Source organism: Ruegeria sp. HKCCD7221, from assembly GCF_013031225.1.
In the GTDB taxonomy this organism is placed as follows: Bacteria; Pseudomonadota; Alphaproteobacteria; order Rhodobacterales; family Rhodobacteraceae; genus Ruegeria.
The window spans coordinates 342,772-357,035 of the sequence record NZ_WPZE01000002.1; the positions used below are offsets into that span (position 1 = coordinate 342,772).

At 58.4% G+C, this 14,264-nt stretch carries 16 protein-coding genes; 11 read left to right on the forward strand and 5 right to left on the reverse strand.

All coding sequences use genetic code 11. From position 1 onward, the window contains the following. Positions 1-38: 38 nt before the first annotated feature. Genes GOX73_RS07320 through GOX73_RS07335 form a run of 4 tightly spaced genes read left to right on the forward strand, consistent with a single transcriptional unit; the run spans position 39 to position 2,954 of the window. A complete protein-coding gene (locus GOX73_RS07320) occupies positions 39-761 on the forward strand; it encodes a molybdopterin-binding protein (protein ID WP_171124170.1) in 723 nt (240 codons plus the stop codon). Then, positions 758-1,486: a GNAT family N-acetyltransferase gene (locus GOX73_RS07325; protein WP_171124172.1), complete on the forward strand. Its 729-nt coding sequence runs from the start codon at positions 758-760 to the stop codon at positions 1,484-1,486. Before GOX73_RS07320 ends, GOX73_RS07325 begins: the two co-directional genes overlap by 4 nt. Beyond that, the gene (locus GOX73_RS07330; protein ID WP_171124174.1) at positions 1,483-2,055 is read left to right on the forward strand and encodes a peroxidase-related enzyme; all 573 of its coding nucleotides are present in this window, start codon (positions 1,483-1,485) and stop codon (positions 2,053-2,055) included. Before GOX73_RS07325 ends, GOX73_RS07330 begins: the two co-directional genes overlap by 4 nt. Then, positions 2,052-2,954 (forward strand): OmpA family protein, encoded by a 903-nt coding sequence (locus GOX73_RS07335; protein ID WP_171124177.1) that lies wholly within the window; start codon positions 2,052-2,054, stop codon positions 2,952-2,954. The genes GOX73_RS07330 and GOX73_RS07335 overlap by 4 nt, the downstream gene beginning before the upstream one ends. Before the next feature lie 4 nt (positions 2,955-2,958). Here GOX73_RS07335 and GOX73_RS07340 read toward each other — a convergent pair whose 3' ends face one another. After that, positions 2,959-3,921: a sodium-dependent bicarbonate transport family permease gene (locus GOX73_RS07340; protein WP_171124178.1), complete on the reverse strand. Its 963-nt coding sequence runs from the start codon at positions 3,919-3,921 to the stop codon at positions 2,959-2,961. 96 nt (positions 3,922-4,017) lie between these two features. On the opposite strand from GOX73_RS07340, the gene GOX73_RS07345 reads away from it, so the two are divergent. After that, positions 4,018-4,935 (forward strand): LysR substrate-binding domain-containing protein, encoded by a 918-nt coding sequence (locus GOX73_RS07345; protein WP_171124180.1) that lies wholly within the window; start codon positions 4,018-4,020, stop codon positions 4,933-4,935. Between the two features lie 51 nt (positions 4,936-4,986). On the opposite strand, the gene GOX73_RS07350 is transcribed toward GOX73_RS07345, so the two are convergent. After that, positions 4,987-5,892, reverse strand: coding sequence for a LysR family transcriptional regulator (locus GOX73_RS07350; RefSeq protein WP_171122965.1), 906 nt, complete (start codon positions 5,890-5,892; stop codon positions 4,987-4,989). 228 nt (positions 5,893-6,120) lie between these two features. Between GOX73_RS07350 and GOX73_RS07355 the strand changes: the two genes are divergently transcribed. Further along, positions 6,121-6,561, forward strand: a complete 441-nt coding sequence (locus GOX73_RS07355; protein WP_254429134.1) for a DUF4399 domain-containing protein — start codon at positions 6,121-6,123, stop codon at positions 6,559-6,561. A gap of 136 nt (positions 6,562-6,697) precedes the next feature. On the opposite strand, the gene GOX73_RS07360 is transcribed toward GOX73_RS07355, so the two are convergent. Next, the gene (locus tag GOX73_RS07360; protein ID WP_171124185.1) at positions 6,698-8,725 is read right to left on the reverse strand and encodes an NADPH-dependent 2,4-dienoyl-CoA reductase; all 2,028 of its coding nucleotides are present in this window, start codon (positions 8,723-8,725) and stop codon (positions 6,698-6,700) included. Between the two features lie 138 nt (positions 8,726-8,863). Between GOX73_RS07360 and GOX73_RS07365 the strand changes: the two genes are divergently transcribed. From GOX73_RS07365 to GOX73_RS07380, 4 genes are all read left to right on the forward strand, one after another. Further along, positions 8,864-9,349, forward strand: a complete 486-nt coding sequence (locus tag GOX73_RS07365) for an RNA pyrophosphohydrolase (RefSeq protein WP_171122956.1) — start codon at positions 8,864-8,866, stop codon at positions 9,347-9,349. 6 nt (positions 9,350-9,355) lie between these two features. Continuing rightward, positions 9,356-9,895, forward strand: coding sequence for an RNA polymerase sigma factor SigZ (gene sigZ, locus GOX73_RS07370; RefSeq protein WP_171124187.1), 540 nt, complete (start codon positions 9,356-9,358; stop codon positions 9,893-9,895). A gap of 64 nt (positions 9,896-9,959) precedes the next feature. Continuing rightward, on the forward strand, positions 9,960-10,670 hold the full coding sequence (locus GOX73_RS07375) for a glutathione S-transferase family protein (protein ID WP_171124189.1): 711 nt from the start codon (positions 9,960-9,962) through the stop codon (positions 10,668-10,670). Between the two features lie 129 nt (positions 10,671-10,799). Continuing rightward, positions 10,800-11,636, forward strand: a complete 837-nt coding sequence (locus tag GOX73_RS07380) for a DUF547 domain-containing protein (protein WP_171124191.1) — start codon at positions 10,800-10,802, stop codon at positions 11,634-11,636. A 9-nt stretch (positions 11,637-11,645) separates the two neighbouring features. Here the strand turns inward: GOX73_RS07380 and GOX73_RS07385 are convergent, their stop codons facing one another. Together GOX73_RS07385 and nth are read right to left on the reverse strand one after the other, a co-directional pair. Next, a complete protein-coding gene (locus GOX73_RS07385) occupies positions 11,646-12,635 on the reverse strand; it encodes an adenosine kinase (RefSeq protein ID WP_171122949.1) in 990 nt (329 codons plus the stop codon). Beyond that, positions 12,632-13,276, reverse strand: coding sequence for an endonuclease III (nth, locus tag GOX73_RS07390; RefSeq protein WP_171124193.1), 645 nt, complete (start codon positions 13,274-13,276; stop codon positions 12,632-12,634). Before nth ends, GOX73_RS07385 begins: the two co-directional genes overlap by 4 nt. Positions 13,277-13,393: 117 nt before the next feature. On the opposite strand from nth, the gene GOX73_RS07395 reads away from it, so the two are divergent. Then, positions 13,394-14,236: a bifunctional helix-turn-helix domain-containing protein/methylated-DNA--[protein]-cysteine S-methyltransferase gene (locus GOX73_RS07395; RefSeq protein WP_171124195.1), complete on the forward strand. Its 843-nt coding sequence runs from the start codon at positions 13,394-13,396 to the stop codon at positions 14,234-14,236. Positions 14,237-14,264: the final 28 nt, after the last annotated feature.

Consider the following 14,264-nt stretch of genomic DNA (forward strand, 5'->3'; position numbering starts at 1 on the left):
ACCTGCCCATAGGGTCGATCAAGAGGGGGGCACGTGCCATGGCCAATCCAACCGCCGCAATGCTGGTGATCGGGGATGAGATCCTGTCGGGCCGCACGCGCGACGCCAATATGCACTACCTTGCCGGTGAACTGACTAAGCTGGGCATTGACCTGAAAGAGGTGCGTGTCGTCAGCGACGAGGCCGCCGCAATCGAAGCAGCGGTCAAGGCGCTGTCTGCAACCCATGACCACGTCTTTACCAGCGGTGGGATCGGACCGACCCATGACGACATCACTGCCGACTGTATTGCCCGCGCTTTCGACGCGCCGATTGATATTCGTGATGACGCACGTGCCCTGCTTGAGGCGCATTACGAGAAATCCGGGCTGGAACTGAATGCAGCGCGCCTGCGCATGGCGCGCATCCCTGATGGTGCAGCGCTGATTGACAATCCGGTTTCAACTGCACCGGGCTTTACTATCGAGAACGTTCATGTGATGGCCGGGGTTCCTTCGGTATTTCAGGCAATGGTCGCCAGCGTTCTGCATGGGCTGACCCGTGGCAGCCCGCTATTGTCGCAAACCCTGCGGGTGGATCGCGGGGAAGGGGACATTGCCGCGACGTTGTCCGTGTTGGCCGAAGACTTCCCTGATCTTTCCATTGGCAGCTATCCATTTCAGGTCAACGGCGTATTCGGGTCCAATGTTGTCATCCGCGGGACCGACGGTGCTCGTGTTGACGCAGCCACTACTCGATTGGCGAAAGAGCTAGACCTTTGACGCTGCACTGGGGCGACGTGGTCGACGGCACTTGGCCTGCCGCCGAGTACAAGGTGCACGGCCCGTTCCGGTTGCGGCGGGGGTTGGGCGGGGGCTCTCGCGTGTCGGCTGCAAGTGCGCTTGCCCCGGCGGCAATAGCTGACATTGAAGAGGCCGAAGCTGCGATGCAGGCCATGGGGCAAAAGCGCATATTCTGTCTTTGGCCGGGGGATGAGGTGCTGGACAGACAGCTTGCGGACCGTGGGTATGACGTTTTGGACCCGGTTAACATCTATTTCTGCCCTGTTGAGCATCTGACGGATATTCCGATCCCACGTGTCACGGCTTTTGCCATCTGGGACCCGTTGGCAATCATGAACGAAATCTGGGCCAAGGGGGGTATTGGCCCCGACCGTCTGGCTGTGATGGATCGCGCGCCGGGGCCGAAAACCGGGCTGTTACTGCGGCGAGCGGACCAGCCAGCGGGAACTGCTTTTGTCGCGGCGCATGACACGGTCGCCATGGTGCACGCGTTAGAGGTTTTGCCGTCGCACCGGCGTCACGGCTTGGGCCGGTGGGCGATGCGCGCTGCCGCGTTCTGGGCGCAGGAGCAAGGCGCTGAAACGCTTAGCGTGATCTGCACCAAGGCGAATGATGGGGCCAACGGTCTCTATCATTCGCTTGGGATGGAGATCGTCGGAGAATACCATTACCGTCAGCTTACCCAAGGAGAGAGCCCGACGTGACTGATCACACCCTGCCAACAGCCCTGAACCTGCCGATGGCCGATCCGCTGCCGCCCGAAACCCAAAAGTACTTTGATATCTGCGTCGAAAAGCTGGGTTTCGTGCCAAATGTGTTAAAGGCGTATGCGTTCGACATCGACAAGCTGAATGGCTTTACGGGGATGTATAACGATTTGATGCTGGGCGACAGCGGCTTGTCCAAACTGGAACGTGAGATGATCGCCGTCGTGGTCTCGGCCATCAATAAGTGCTTTTACTGTCTTGTGGCCCATGGTGCGGCGGTCCGGCAATTATCGGGCGATCCGCAACTGGGTGAGATGTTGGTGATGAACTACCGTGTTGCCCCTTTGGATACGCGTCAGCGCGCCATGCTGGATTTTGCGGCAAAGATGACGACCGCCAGCACCGAGATCGAAGAACCTGATCGTCAGCGCCTGCGCGACGCGGGATTTTCGGACCGCGATATCTGGGACATTGCCAATGTGACCGGCTTTTTCAACATGTCCAACCGGGTTGCCAGCGCCACGGCGATGGCCCCCAATGAAGAATATCACGCGCAGGCCCGATGATCCGAAACCTCACCCTCATACTGGCCCTGTGGGTCGGGCCGGCGGCCGCGCAAGACCTGACGATGTCTTCTGGTTCGCGTCTGGTGAGCGACAGGACCAGTGCCCTGGACAGCTATGACATGCCAACCGGGGTTTTTGCCGACGGCTCTGTGCCCGCCCGAACGGTCGAAGGCAGGGTTGAGCGTTTGACGTGGCGCTTGCAGGCGGGGTCCAGCACAACGCTGCAGTTGCTGGAACCGCTGCGGGATCAGATTCAGGCACAAGGGTTCGATGTGTTGTTTGAGTGTGAGGCGCGCACCTGCGGCGGCTTTGACTTCCGCTTTGGAACCGAGGTTGTGCCAACGCCTGACATGTATGTCGCCATTCAGGACTATCGCCTTTTGTCGGCCACGCGCGGGGACGAAGCGCTGAGTTTGCTGGTCAGCCGCAACCCACCCGATGGTTATGTTCAGATGATCCGCGTTTCGCCTGCAGATGCCGAGGCCCCTCCGCCGCTTGTCATCGAAGAGACAGTGGAACAGTCGCAGGGGCTGCTGGCTGATCTTGAACAGAACGGCCATGTCATTCTGGACGATCTGCATTTTCGCACCGGTGAGATCACGTTGGGCGACGGCCCCTTTGCGTCGCTTGCGCTGATCGCTGCATATCTGAAAGACAACCCGGCGGTGCGGATGGCCCTTGTGGGCAACACAGATGACACCGGCACGCTCGAGGCAAATATCTCAGTCAGCACGGGGCGGGCTCAGGCGGTTCGCGTCCGCCTGATCGAAAAACATGGTGTCTCGGCAGACCGGCTTGAGGCGCGCGGTATCGGTTATCTTGCCCCGTTGACCTCGAACGCCACGCACGAGGGTAGGGACCTGAACCGCCGGGTCGAGGCGATTTTGTTGGTCAACTGATCCGTCACATCACCCACCACAGGTAAAGCGGCAATCCAACCGTGATGTTGAACGGGAACGAAACCCCCAGTGACAGGGTCAGGTAAATCCCGGACTCGGCCTTGGGCAGCGCGATTTTCATTGCTGCGGGCACCGCGATGTAGGAGGCCGACGCGGACAGTACCATCAGCAGGAACAGGCTGCCTTCGGACAGGCCGATCACTGCGCCGACGGCCCACGCCATCATCGCTCCGATCAGGGGCATCAGCACACCAAAGCCAAACAGCCCAACCGACAGTTTATCGCGGTTACTCAGCAAGCTCCGCCCGGCTGAAAGGCCCATGTCCAGAAGAAACAGGCAGAGGATACCGGTAAAAGGAGTCACGATGAACGGTGCGATCATCTGCATCCCCTCACCACCGGTTATGGCCCCGATGAAGAACGCCCCGGTCAACAGGACAATCGACCCGTTTGCCAGCAAATCGCGCCAAAGCCCCGCTTCCTTTACGCCATTGCCATTTGATCTGTGGGCAAGCCACAGAGCGGACAGGATGGCGGGTACCTCCATCGCGGCGGCGACGGCGACCATGAACCCGTCATGGCTGAGGCCGACAAGGTCCAGCAGGCTTGTGGCAGTCACGAAAGTGACGATCGAAATCGACCCATAATGCCCGGCGACCGCAGCCGCGTTCAGCGGGTCCAGCCGGGTCATGACCCGCAGCAAACCAAAGGCCACGAACGGAATGGCAAAGGACAGCGCCACGCCACCCAGTAAGGTTAGAAACAGGTCCAGATGGATGCCATGCTCGGACAGATTGCTGCCGCCTTTGAACCCGATGGCCAGCAGCAGATACAGCGACATGAACTTGGCCGCACCCGTGGGGATCGAGAGATCGCTGCGCACAAAGGCCGCCAGCAGCCCAAGCGCGAAGAAAAGGATCGTGGGCACCAGCAAATTGCTGGACAGCGTGTCGATTACGGTTGGCATTTGAGGCTCCTGTCCCGGTTTTTGGGCTAGGTGCCTTGCCGAAATGCATTATCCAAATATTATCTTTCTAATTTTAACATAGTTTGAGGCTATGAAATGCGCCCAACCCTGCGTCAGCTTGAATATATCGTCACCGTCAGTCGCCTTGGCAGGTTCGGGCTTGCAGCAGACGTGCTGAATGTCAGCCAACCCAGCCTGTCAGCGCAGATATCAGCAGTAGAACAAGAGCTTGGCCTGCGCATTTTCGAACGCAATAGGGGCGGTGTTCACGCGACAGCCAAAGGCGAGGCGTTCATTTCACGCGCCCAGAAGATATTGGCCGAGGTTCAGGACCTGCGCCACGCCATGACCAGCGACGCGCCGGTCGGCGGACGGTTGAGGCTGGGCGTTTTGCCGTCAATTGGCCCATATCTTTTGCCGCAGGCCATCAAAAAGATTCACCGGGATCGGCCGGGTCTGCGGATTGTTGTGCGTGAAGAGAATACACGCGATCTGGAACAGGGGTTAAAGGCCGGACGCTTTGACCTAATAATCTCAACCCCCGAAGATCATCCCAACACGATGCAGCAGCGTCTGTTCAATGAAACCTTGTGGATCGGCGTGGCCGTTGACGACTTGCTGGCGCGGGATTTGCATGGCGTCACCGCCGAAGACCTGCGCGACCGTTTGATCCTGACGCTGGATCAAAGCCATCGTCTGTCCCGAATCGTATATGCGCTGGCCGCCGAGTGTGGCGGTGTCGTGTCGGACGAATATGAAGGAACAACGCTGGATTCGATTGTATTGATGGCGGCTTCGGGGGTCGGAGTCGCCGTCTTGCCCGATTTGTACGCCTGTCGGCAGGGTATCTACCGCGATGAGGTTCGGCTGCGCCCCTTGGCTATTCCAAATGCCAATCGCGATATCGCGCTGTTGGCGCGTCGTGGGGAAGACGACCTGCCCGGCCGGAATATTCTGACGCAATCTCTGCGCGCGGTTGCACGCGACATGGGGTTGACGGTTTCGCCCGAATAAAAAAAGACCCGCACAACATGCGCGGGTCGTACAGTCTTCACCGGGGAGAAATTACCAATCCATCGGGCCCTTGTCATTGAAGGACTCGACCAGAAAATCAATGAATGCCCTTACTTTGGGCTGTGTGAAACGGCCGGGCGGGTAAACCGCGTAGACGCCTTGAACCTCGTCGGGCAGTGACGGCATCGCATCCTGAACGCGGCCAGATTTCAGTGCGTCTGCATAAAGATAGCTGGGCAGATGGGCGATCCCAAGGCCCGAGATCGCCGCGTTCAGCAGGGATTGGCCGTCGTTGACGCTTAGCCAGCCTGCAGTACGGACCTGACGTTTTTCGCCCGAAGGCGCGGTCAGTTTCCATACGTTGCCCGAAGACTGGCTGGAATAGTGCAGCAGCTTGTGTTCGTTCAGATCGTCGATCTTTTGCGGACGTCCGTATTTCTCGATATAGCTTGGGGCCGCGACCATGCGTTTCACGGTTTCCGTAAGCTTGCGGGCGCGCAGCGTGCTGTCTTCCAGCTCTCCGATTCGAACGGCCACATCAAAGCCTTCTGAAATCAGTTCCACATACCGGTTATTCAGAACCATGTTCACTGTGATATCCGGGTAAGCTGCCAGAAAACCTGACAAAACCGGTGACAGGTGATTCACGCCGAAATCTGTCGCGACGCTGATTCTAAGCAACCCGGACGGCGCGGATTGCATCGAGGTCACCAAGGCGTCGGCTTCACCCGCGTCATTCAGGACGCGACGCGCCCGGTCATAGTAGGCCAGGCCGATTTCTGTCGGCGAAACACGACGAGTCGTGCGGTTTAACAGGCGGGCGCCCAGGCGGGCCTCCAGGCTCGATACGTGCTTTGACACGGCCGACTTGGAGATGCCCATTTTCTTGGCCGCGTCGGTGAAGCCACCCTGGTCCACCACGTTGGCAAAGGCTTCCATTTCGGTCAGTCTGTCCATTCTCGTTCCCCAGGTATTGGTTCGTTGACCGATTTTTGCGGCCAATCTGGGCGGAAACTGGGCAGACATGGGATAATATCAGGGATTTTATTCGGATCGTTTGCGTATAGGAAACGCGGAAACGATGGTTTCTTAATTCGCCACAAACTCAATACACGCAGGCTTTTAGGGGAATTTGGCTAAATATGTTAAGATGAGCATGGCAAATTTGTGACCATGGAGAAGACAATGAGAGCTCTTTTTACCATCGCTGCCCTGACCCTTTCCGCGACGCTTGCTTTGGCCGGAGGTGAGACACCTTCGAACCCGGATGCCGAGGTCTATTTCGTGAATTTGTCGGATGGAGATACCGTAAAATCACCCGTGACGATCGTTTTCGGCCTAAGTGGAATGGGCGTCGCCCCAGCCGGAACAGAGAAAGAGAACACCGGCCATCACCACCTTCTGATCGACCGCCCACCGCTGGGTGAGGGCGAGGACGGCGCCGATGAGTTGGCCTATGGTCTGCCTGCCGATGACAACCACATCCATTTCGGTGGTGGGCAAACCGAAGTGACACTGGATTTGGCACCGGGCGAACATACGCTGCAACTGGTCTTGGGGGATGCGGGTCATGTGCCACACGCAACGCCAGTTGTGTCCGAAGTGATTACGATCACGGTCGAGTAGGCTGTGCGCACACCGCCTTACTTGTTCCCTTACATCGTTTCTTCGGATAACCGCTGCATCTCTGCCAGCGGCAAGAGAACATTTGGAAGCCGCCTCATTCGAGGCGGCTTTGCTGAGTATAAATATGATCGTCGCGTCAGAACGTAGCCGCCAAACGCGTCCCTTGATTGATCGCGCGTTTTGCATCCAGTTCTGCGGCCAGATCCGCGCCGCCGATTACATGCGGAGTGATACCGCGTTCGATCAGCGCATCCGCAAGGCTGCGTTCTGAAACCTGACCGGAACATAGAACAACCGTATCTGCCGCGATAACGGTTGGGTCCGCGCGCTCTTCGCCAAAGCTGATATGCAGGCCGTCGTCGTCGATGCGCTCATAATTGACGCCGCCAACGAAATTCACGTCCTTCATCTTCAGCGTCGCACGGTGAATCCAGCCGGTGGTTTTACCCAGTCCCTTGCCATGCGCCTGTTTCTTGCGCTGCAGTAATGTTACCTCGCGCGCCGGGGCTGCAGGCTGCGGTCCTTCAGGAGCTAAACCCGAGCGGTGTTCGGCCGGGTCGGTTACGCCCCATTCCTTCATCCAAGCAGGCAGGTCCGTGGTGATGCTGTGGCCGTCTTCCAGCAAAAACTCGGACACGTCAAACCCGATGCCGCCGGCGCCGATCACGGCGACGGATTTGCCGACTTCGGCCTTGTCGCGCAGAACGTCGATATAGCTGATGACATTCTCGCGGTCTTGCCCGGGGATTTCCGGGTCGCGCGGGTTGACGCCGGTTGCGATGACGACTTCATCAAATCCGGTCAGGTCCTCGGCGCTGACATCGCGGTTCAGTTCGACCTTCACACCCAGATCTGCGATCATTGTGCGATACCAGTCGACCAGTCCCCAGAACTCTTCCTTGCCCGGAACCTGCTTGGCCATGTTTAGCTGTCCGCCCACTTCGGCGGCGCGGTCGAACAAGGTTACGTCATGGCCGCGCTGGGCAGCGGTCATCGCGGTGGACAGACCGGCCGGACCTGCGCCCACGATGGCAACCGACTTGGGAGTTGCAGCGTTTTCGATGACCAGTTCAGTCTCATGACATGCGCGTGGATTGACCAGGCACGAGGTCAATTTGCCGCCGAACGTATGGTCAAGGCAGGCTTGGTTACAGGCAATACAAGGCGCGATCTTCGCGGACTGGCCCGCGATGGCCTTGTTCACGAATTCCGCATCCGCAAGCATCGGACGCGCCAGCGACACCATGTCGGCGCAGCCTGTGGACAGAACCTCTTCGGCGACTTCGGGGGTGTTGATCCGGTTTGAGGTGATCACCGGAATGTTGACTTCGCCCATCAGTTTCTTGGTCACCCAGGCAAAGGCCGCGCGGGGGACGCTGGTGGCGATGGTCGGGATTCGCGCCTCGTGCCAGCCGATGCCGGTGTTGATGATCGTCGCACCAGCCTCTTCGACCCGCTTCGCCAGCTCCACAACTTCATCATAGGTCGAACCGTTGGGCACAAGGTCAATCATCGACAAGCGGTAGATGATGATGAAATCGGTTCCCACGGCTTCGCGCGTCCGGCGCACGATTTCGATCGGCAGGCGCATCCGGTTTTCGTAAGAGCCACCCCAGCGGTCCTCACGCTTGTTGGTGTGGGTCACAAGGAACTGGTTGATGAAATACCCTTCGGACCCCATGATCTCGACCCCGTCATAGCCCGCTTTCTGGGCCAGAGCAGCCGCGTTGACGATGTCGCTGATCTGCTTCTCGATACCTTCCTCGTCCAGTTCGCTGGGCGGGAACGGAGAGATCGGCGATTTAACCGGGCTGGGCGCCACACATTTGGGACCATAGGCATAGCGGCCTGCGTGCAGGATTTGCATGGCAATCTTGCCGCCCGCTTCGTGCACGCGCTGCGTGACGATGGAATGTTTTGCAACCTCGTCATCGTTGGTCATCATCGACGCGCCCGGCAGAACCGAGCCTTCAAGGTTCGGACCGATCCCGCCTGTCACCATAAGCGCAACACCGCCGCGCGCACGGTCTGCATAGAATTCAGCCACGCGATTCCAGTCGCCGGTCTCCTCAAGCCCTGTATGCATCGAGCCCATCAGAACGCGATTTTTCAGTGTGGTGAAGCCCAGATCAAGCGGGGCCAGCATATTTGGGTACGCAGTCATGGCAAACTCTCCCTCCCAGATTTTCAGCGTTAGATTGATGTTCGCGTCAACTTTGTCACGCGAAACCTTGCGTCACGGTCTATGCTGTCGCACCGGCAGTTGATACAGACGGATCGTTACAGGAAAAAGAGACCAAGCATGACCCCTGATCAGATCGCGAAACTGCCCTATCGTCCTTGTGTTGGCCTGATGTTGATGAATGCGCATGGCCAGATTTTCGTGGGCCAGCGCAATGATCGCCACAAGAACGCTTGGCAGATGCCGCAAGGGGGCGTGGACAAGGGCGAAGACCCCCGCGATGCGGCCCTGCGCGAGCTTTGGGAAGAAACAGGGGTGACCGCTGATCTGGTCGAGGTCGTGGCCGAAACGCCAGGTTGGCTGCCTTATGACCTGCCGCATGATATCGTCCCGAAAATCTGGAAAGGTCGCTTTCGTGGGCAAGAGCAGAAATGGTTTCTGCTGCGCTACTCAGGCCGCGACGATCAGATCAATATCGACACCGATCACCCCGAGTTCACCCGCTGGAAATGGCAGGAGCCTTCGCGGTTGGTGCAAGAGATCGTGCCGTTTAAACGTGACGTTTATGAACAGGTTGTTGCCGCCTTTGCCGAACACCTGTCATAATGTGTCATGCGCATCGAGGACATCTGGCCCAAGTACCGTGCGCGCCTGAAGGCGTTTTTGCACTCGCGCGTTGCGAATGCAGCGGATGTGGACGACCTGTTGCAAGAGATTTCGGTCAAAGTGTTTACAGGTTTGCCTGCGCTGATGGATCCGTCCAAGTTGCAGCCATGGCTTTTTCAGACCGCAGATCGCACCATCATTGATTTCTATCGCAAGTCCGGCCGCGCGCAGGCGCACCCGGATGACCTGTGGTATCACCGCGATGACCCCGAAACCCGGCAGGATTTGGAAGGCTGCGTTGAGCCGTTCATTCGCGGCCTGCCCGCGGAAACAGCGGATATGCTGATGGCTATAGATATCAACGGAATGTCTCAGAATGATTATGCTGTGGCACATGGTCTACCGTATTCGACCCTCAAATCCCGCGTACAGAAAGGTCGGGCTGAGTTGCGAAAAGCGTTTGAAAACTGCTGTGACATCACAATGGATGCGCGCGGAAACATCGCGGATGTGCAGATAAAATCGGAAAACTGCAAAAAATGTTGATCTGAACGTCGTCTTTTTGGCGCGGGCTTCGTCTGACAGATGAAACCACCAAAAGGAAACGAAGATGATCCGTATCATTAGCTTCAAAATCTGCCCCTTCGTGCAGCGCGTAACCGCCTTGCTTGAGGCCAAGCAGATACCTTATCAGATTGATTACATCAGTCTCAGCGACAAGCCCGACTGGTTCCTTGACCTCTCGCCAACAGGTCAGGTGCCTGTTCTGGTGACTGAAGGCGGCACGCCGCTTTTCGAGTCTGACGCGATCGCGGAATATCTCGATGACATTTCCGCACCGCTGCAACCCGATTTGACGCCCGAGCAACGCGCCCTGAACCGCGCCTGGAGCTATCAGGCCAGCAAGCACTATCTTGTCCAGTGCAGCGCGATGCAAAGCGCCGATTTGGCGACGTTTACCGAACGTATGTCAAAACTGAACGCCGCCTTTGCCAGGGTCGAACAGACAATGGGCAGCGACCCGTTCTTTAGTGGCGAGGCGCTGGGCAATGTCGATATGGCGTGGCTGCCGCTATTGCACCGCGCTTCGATCGTCGAAGCGCATAGCGGTCATGACATGTTGGCGCGTTATCCCAAGGTGAAGGCATGGCAACAGGCTGTGTTGGCGACAGGGATTTCGCAAAAGTCGGTATCCGAAGATTTCGCCGTTCGGTTTACAGATTTTTATCTGGCCGATCGCACTTGGCTGGGGCGTGGCGCTAACCAGAACGAAGCACCCACGTCGGTCCAGACACGTCAATCGCGCGGATGTTGCGGTTGATACGATCACCGTCCTGCACGTTGACGTGAGGGGGCGTAGCCCTGTCCGGGGCTCGCCTCTAACTGTTGGGTATCCGTCAGACCTTGCTGCGTTGCCCAAGGTCCATCGTCAATGCCGGGGGGGGCCTCAATGCGTTTAATACTGATCTTGCTGCTACCCCTGCTGGTCGCCTGCGCCAGTGTCGAGCGGTTGGCCCTGCCCACTGCGGCCCCATTGCCGGACGGTGCCCTGACGCAATCTGCGCCACCGCCAGGTGCGCGTGTGGATCACAGCGACTGGACCCTGTTCCTGAACCGCTATGTCGCTCCGGATGCGCAAGGGGTGAACCGAGTAGCTTATGGGCAGGTAACGCAGGCCGACAAGGTGCGGCTGGACGAGTATCTGACGGCGTTGCAAGCGGTGGACCCTGCCGCTCTGACCCGCGATCAGCAATTGGCCTATTGGATCAACATGTATAACGCGGTGACGGTGGATGTGATCCTTGAGAACTACCCCGTCGCCTCGATCCGCGACATCAAGGACGGGCCGCTGTCAATCGGGCCGTGGAACCGGCCTCTGGTGATGGTCGCGGGGCAGACTCTGACCCTGAACGATATCGAGCATCGCATCATCCGACCCAACTATGCCGAGCCGCGAATCCACTACGCGCTGAATTGTGCGGCTGTCGGCTGCCCCAACCTGATGAACCGCGCTTGGCAGGCCGAAACGCTGGAGCGTGATTTCGCCGCCGCCGAACATGAATATATCAACGACCCGCGCGGGGTTCGGTTCAACGACAATGGCGGGCTGATCCTGTCCAAAATCTTCATCTGGTTCCGCGAAGATTTCGGACCGAACGAACAGGCGGTCTTAGCCTATATCCGAACCGTTGCCGATCCGGATCTGAAAACGCGCCTACAAGACGTGCGCCGCGTCAGCTCCTACAAATACGATTGGTCTCTGAACGACGCGGCAGCTGGTTTCTAACAGACGGGGTCAGAGCAACCCTTCGGCCCGCAGCAATTCTTGCATGTTCGCCTCGGGGCGGGGGCCGATATGGCTGATCACTTCGCGGGCGCAGACATTGCCTATTTTGGCGCAGGTCTCGTAATCGCGGCCCGTGGCCATGCCAAACAAGAACCCGGCGGCGAACTGATCGCCCGCGCCGGTGGCATCGACCGGCACAACTTTTTCGACGGGCACATCAACCCGTTGCCCTTCGTACAACACCGTCACACCATCGCCTGACCGGGTACACACGACCAGAGGGCAAATGTCCGCGGTCTTTGCCAGTGCGTCTTCCAGATCGTCGGTTTCGAACAGGGATTTGATCTCGGCTTCGTTCCCGATGACGAAATCCAATTCGTTTTCGATCAACAGCAGGAAATCGACTCGGTGACGTTCCACGCAGAACGGGTCGGAAATGGCGATCCCGGCCTTGCCGCCGCCCTTGTGGCAGGTGCGCGCGGCCTCAAGAAATGCGGCCTTGCCCTTTTCTTTGTCGAATAAATAGCCCTCAAGGAACATGATCTGGCTATTGCCCGAAACATCCGCGGACACGTCGGTCGAAGACAGCTCGGACGAAATCCCCAGATAAGTGTTCATCGACCGTTCCCCATCGGGCGAGACAAAGATCATCGAACGCGAGGTCGGCAGCTCGCCTCCTGGTACCGGAGGGTTGACGAAGTCGACGCCCTCTTCGTTCATCGCATCCGCATAGAACCGGCCCAAAGCGTCGTCATGCACACGCCCGATAAAGGCTGCATCCAGTCCCAGCGCCCCGGCCCCTGCGATGGTGTTGGCGACCGAACCGCCCGGCGTCTGCACCCGACCTTCCATCGAGGCATACAGCACCTCGCCGCGTTCCTGCTCGATCAGTTGCATGATGCCTTTTTCGATGCCCATCAGCTCCAGAAAGCTGTCATCGGCCTGAGAGATCACGTCCACGACGGCGTTGCCGATACCGGTAAGCTGATAGGTTTTCATAGGTTCTTGTCCTCAAATTCGCAGAGATCGCGGATGATACAGGTTCCGCACAGGGGTTTGCGCGCCTTGCAGTGATAGCGGCCATGCAGGATCAGCCAGTGATGCGCGTGCAATTGGAAATCGGCGGGGATGTTATCTTCGATTGCGCGCTCGACCGCGTCCACGGTTTTGCCGGGGCAAATGCCGGTGCGGTTGCCGACGCGGAAGATATGCGTATCCACCGCCTGTGCCGGTTGCCGCCACCACATGTTCAGAACCACATTGGCCGTCTTGCGCCCTACACCGGGCAGGGATTGCAGGGCGGCACGGGAATTGGGCACCTCGCCGCCATAGTCTTCGACCAGAATGCGGCTGAGTTTGACGACGTTCTTGGCCTTTTGGCGGAACAGGCCGATGGTCTTGATGTGTTCGATCAGGCCCTCTTCACCCAGATCCAGCATCTTTTGCGGGGTGTCGGCGATCTTGAACAATTCGCGCGTGGCCTTGTTGACACCCGCATCGGTCGCTTGCGCCGACAGCGCCACGGCCACGACAAGGGTATAGACGTTCACATGCTCAAGCTCGCCCTTGGGTTCGGGTTCGGCGTCCTGAAAGCGCGTAAAGATCTCGCGGATCGTGTGATAATCAAGTTGTTTTGCCATCCGCGCCTTAATGCCGCCCAAGGGCCGGTGACACAAGCCTAAAGCCAATGCGCAGGTTTCGGGTCGCCGGGGCGCTGTCACCGCGATATGGTTCGGGCAATATAAGAGGTGAGAGTCATGAATGTTCAAACCCCCGAAAGCGGATATCACTACAACGTCATGCGGCGCGCGATTGAACTGATTGATCAGGGCGGCGAATCCCTGTCTCTGGAAGAACTGGCCGATCAGATGGACATGAGCCCGGCCCATTTCCAGCGTCTGTTTTCACGCTGGACCGGGGTGTCACCGAAACGGTATCAGCAGTACCTGACGCTGGGCCACGCAAAAGCCCTGCTGCACGAGCGTTTCACCACGCTGGAAACCGCGCATAACGTGGGTCTGTCTGGCAGCGGTCGCCTGCATGATCTGTTCTTGAAATGGGAATCCATGAGTCCCGGCGAATACGCGCGCAAAGGCGCGGGTCTGACGATTTATTGGGGCTGGTTCGATTGCCCCTTTGGTCCGGCACTAGTGATGGGCACCGACAAGGGCATCTGCGGCATGGCGTTCGGTGCGGAAACTGGCGAGGCAGCCGCAATGGAGGACATGACGTCCCGCTGGCCCAAGGCGGATTACGTCGAGGATACCGAAAAGCTACGCCCGTGGGTCGAGGCATCGTTTGGGGCGCACCGGGCTGAAACCCCGCTGCACTTGATCGGCTCACCGCTGCAAATCAAAGTGTGGGAAGCGCTGATGCATATCCCTTCGGGGCAGGTAACGACATATTCCGAGATCGCGCAGCGGGTTGGGTCTCCGCAAGCGGTGCGTGCTGTTGGTACTGCGGTTGGGCGCAATCCGGTCAGTTGGCTGATTCCGTGTCACCGCGCCTTGCGGAAATCCGGCGGGTTGGGCGGCTATCACTGGGGTCTGCCGGTCAAACGCGTCATGCTGGCCTATGAGGCCGCGCAGGCGGAAGCCTGAAAACAAAGTGAGGCACCCTAGGGTGCCT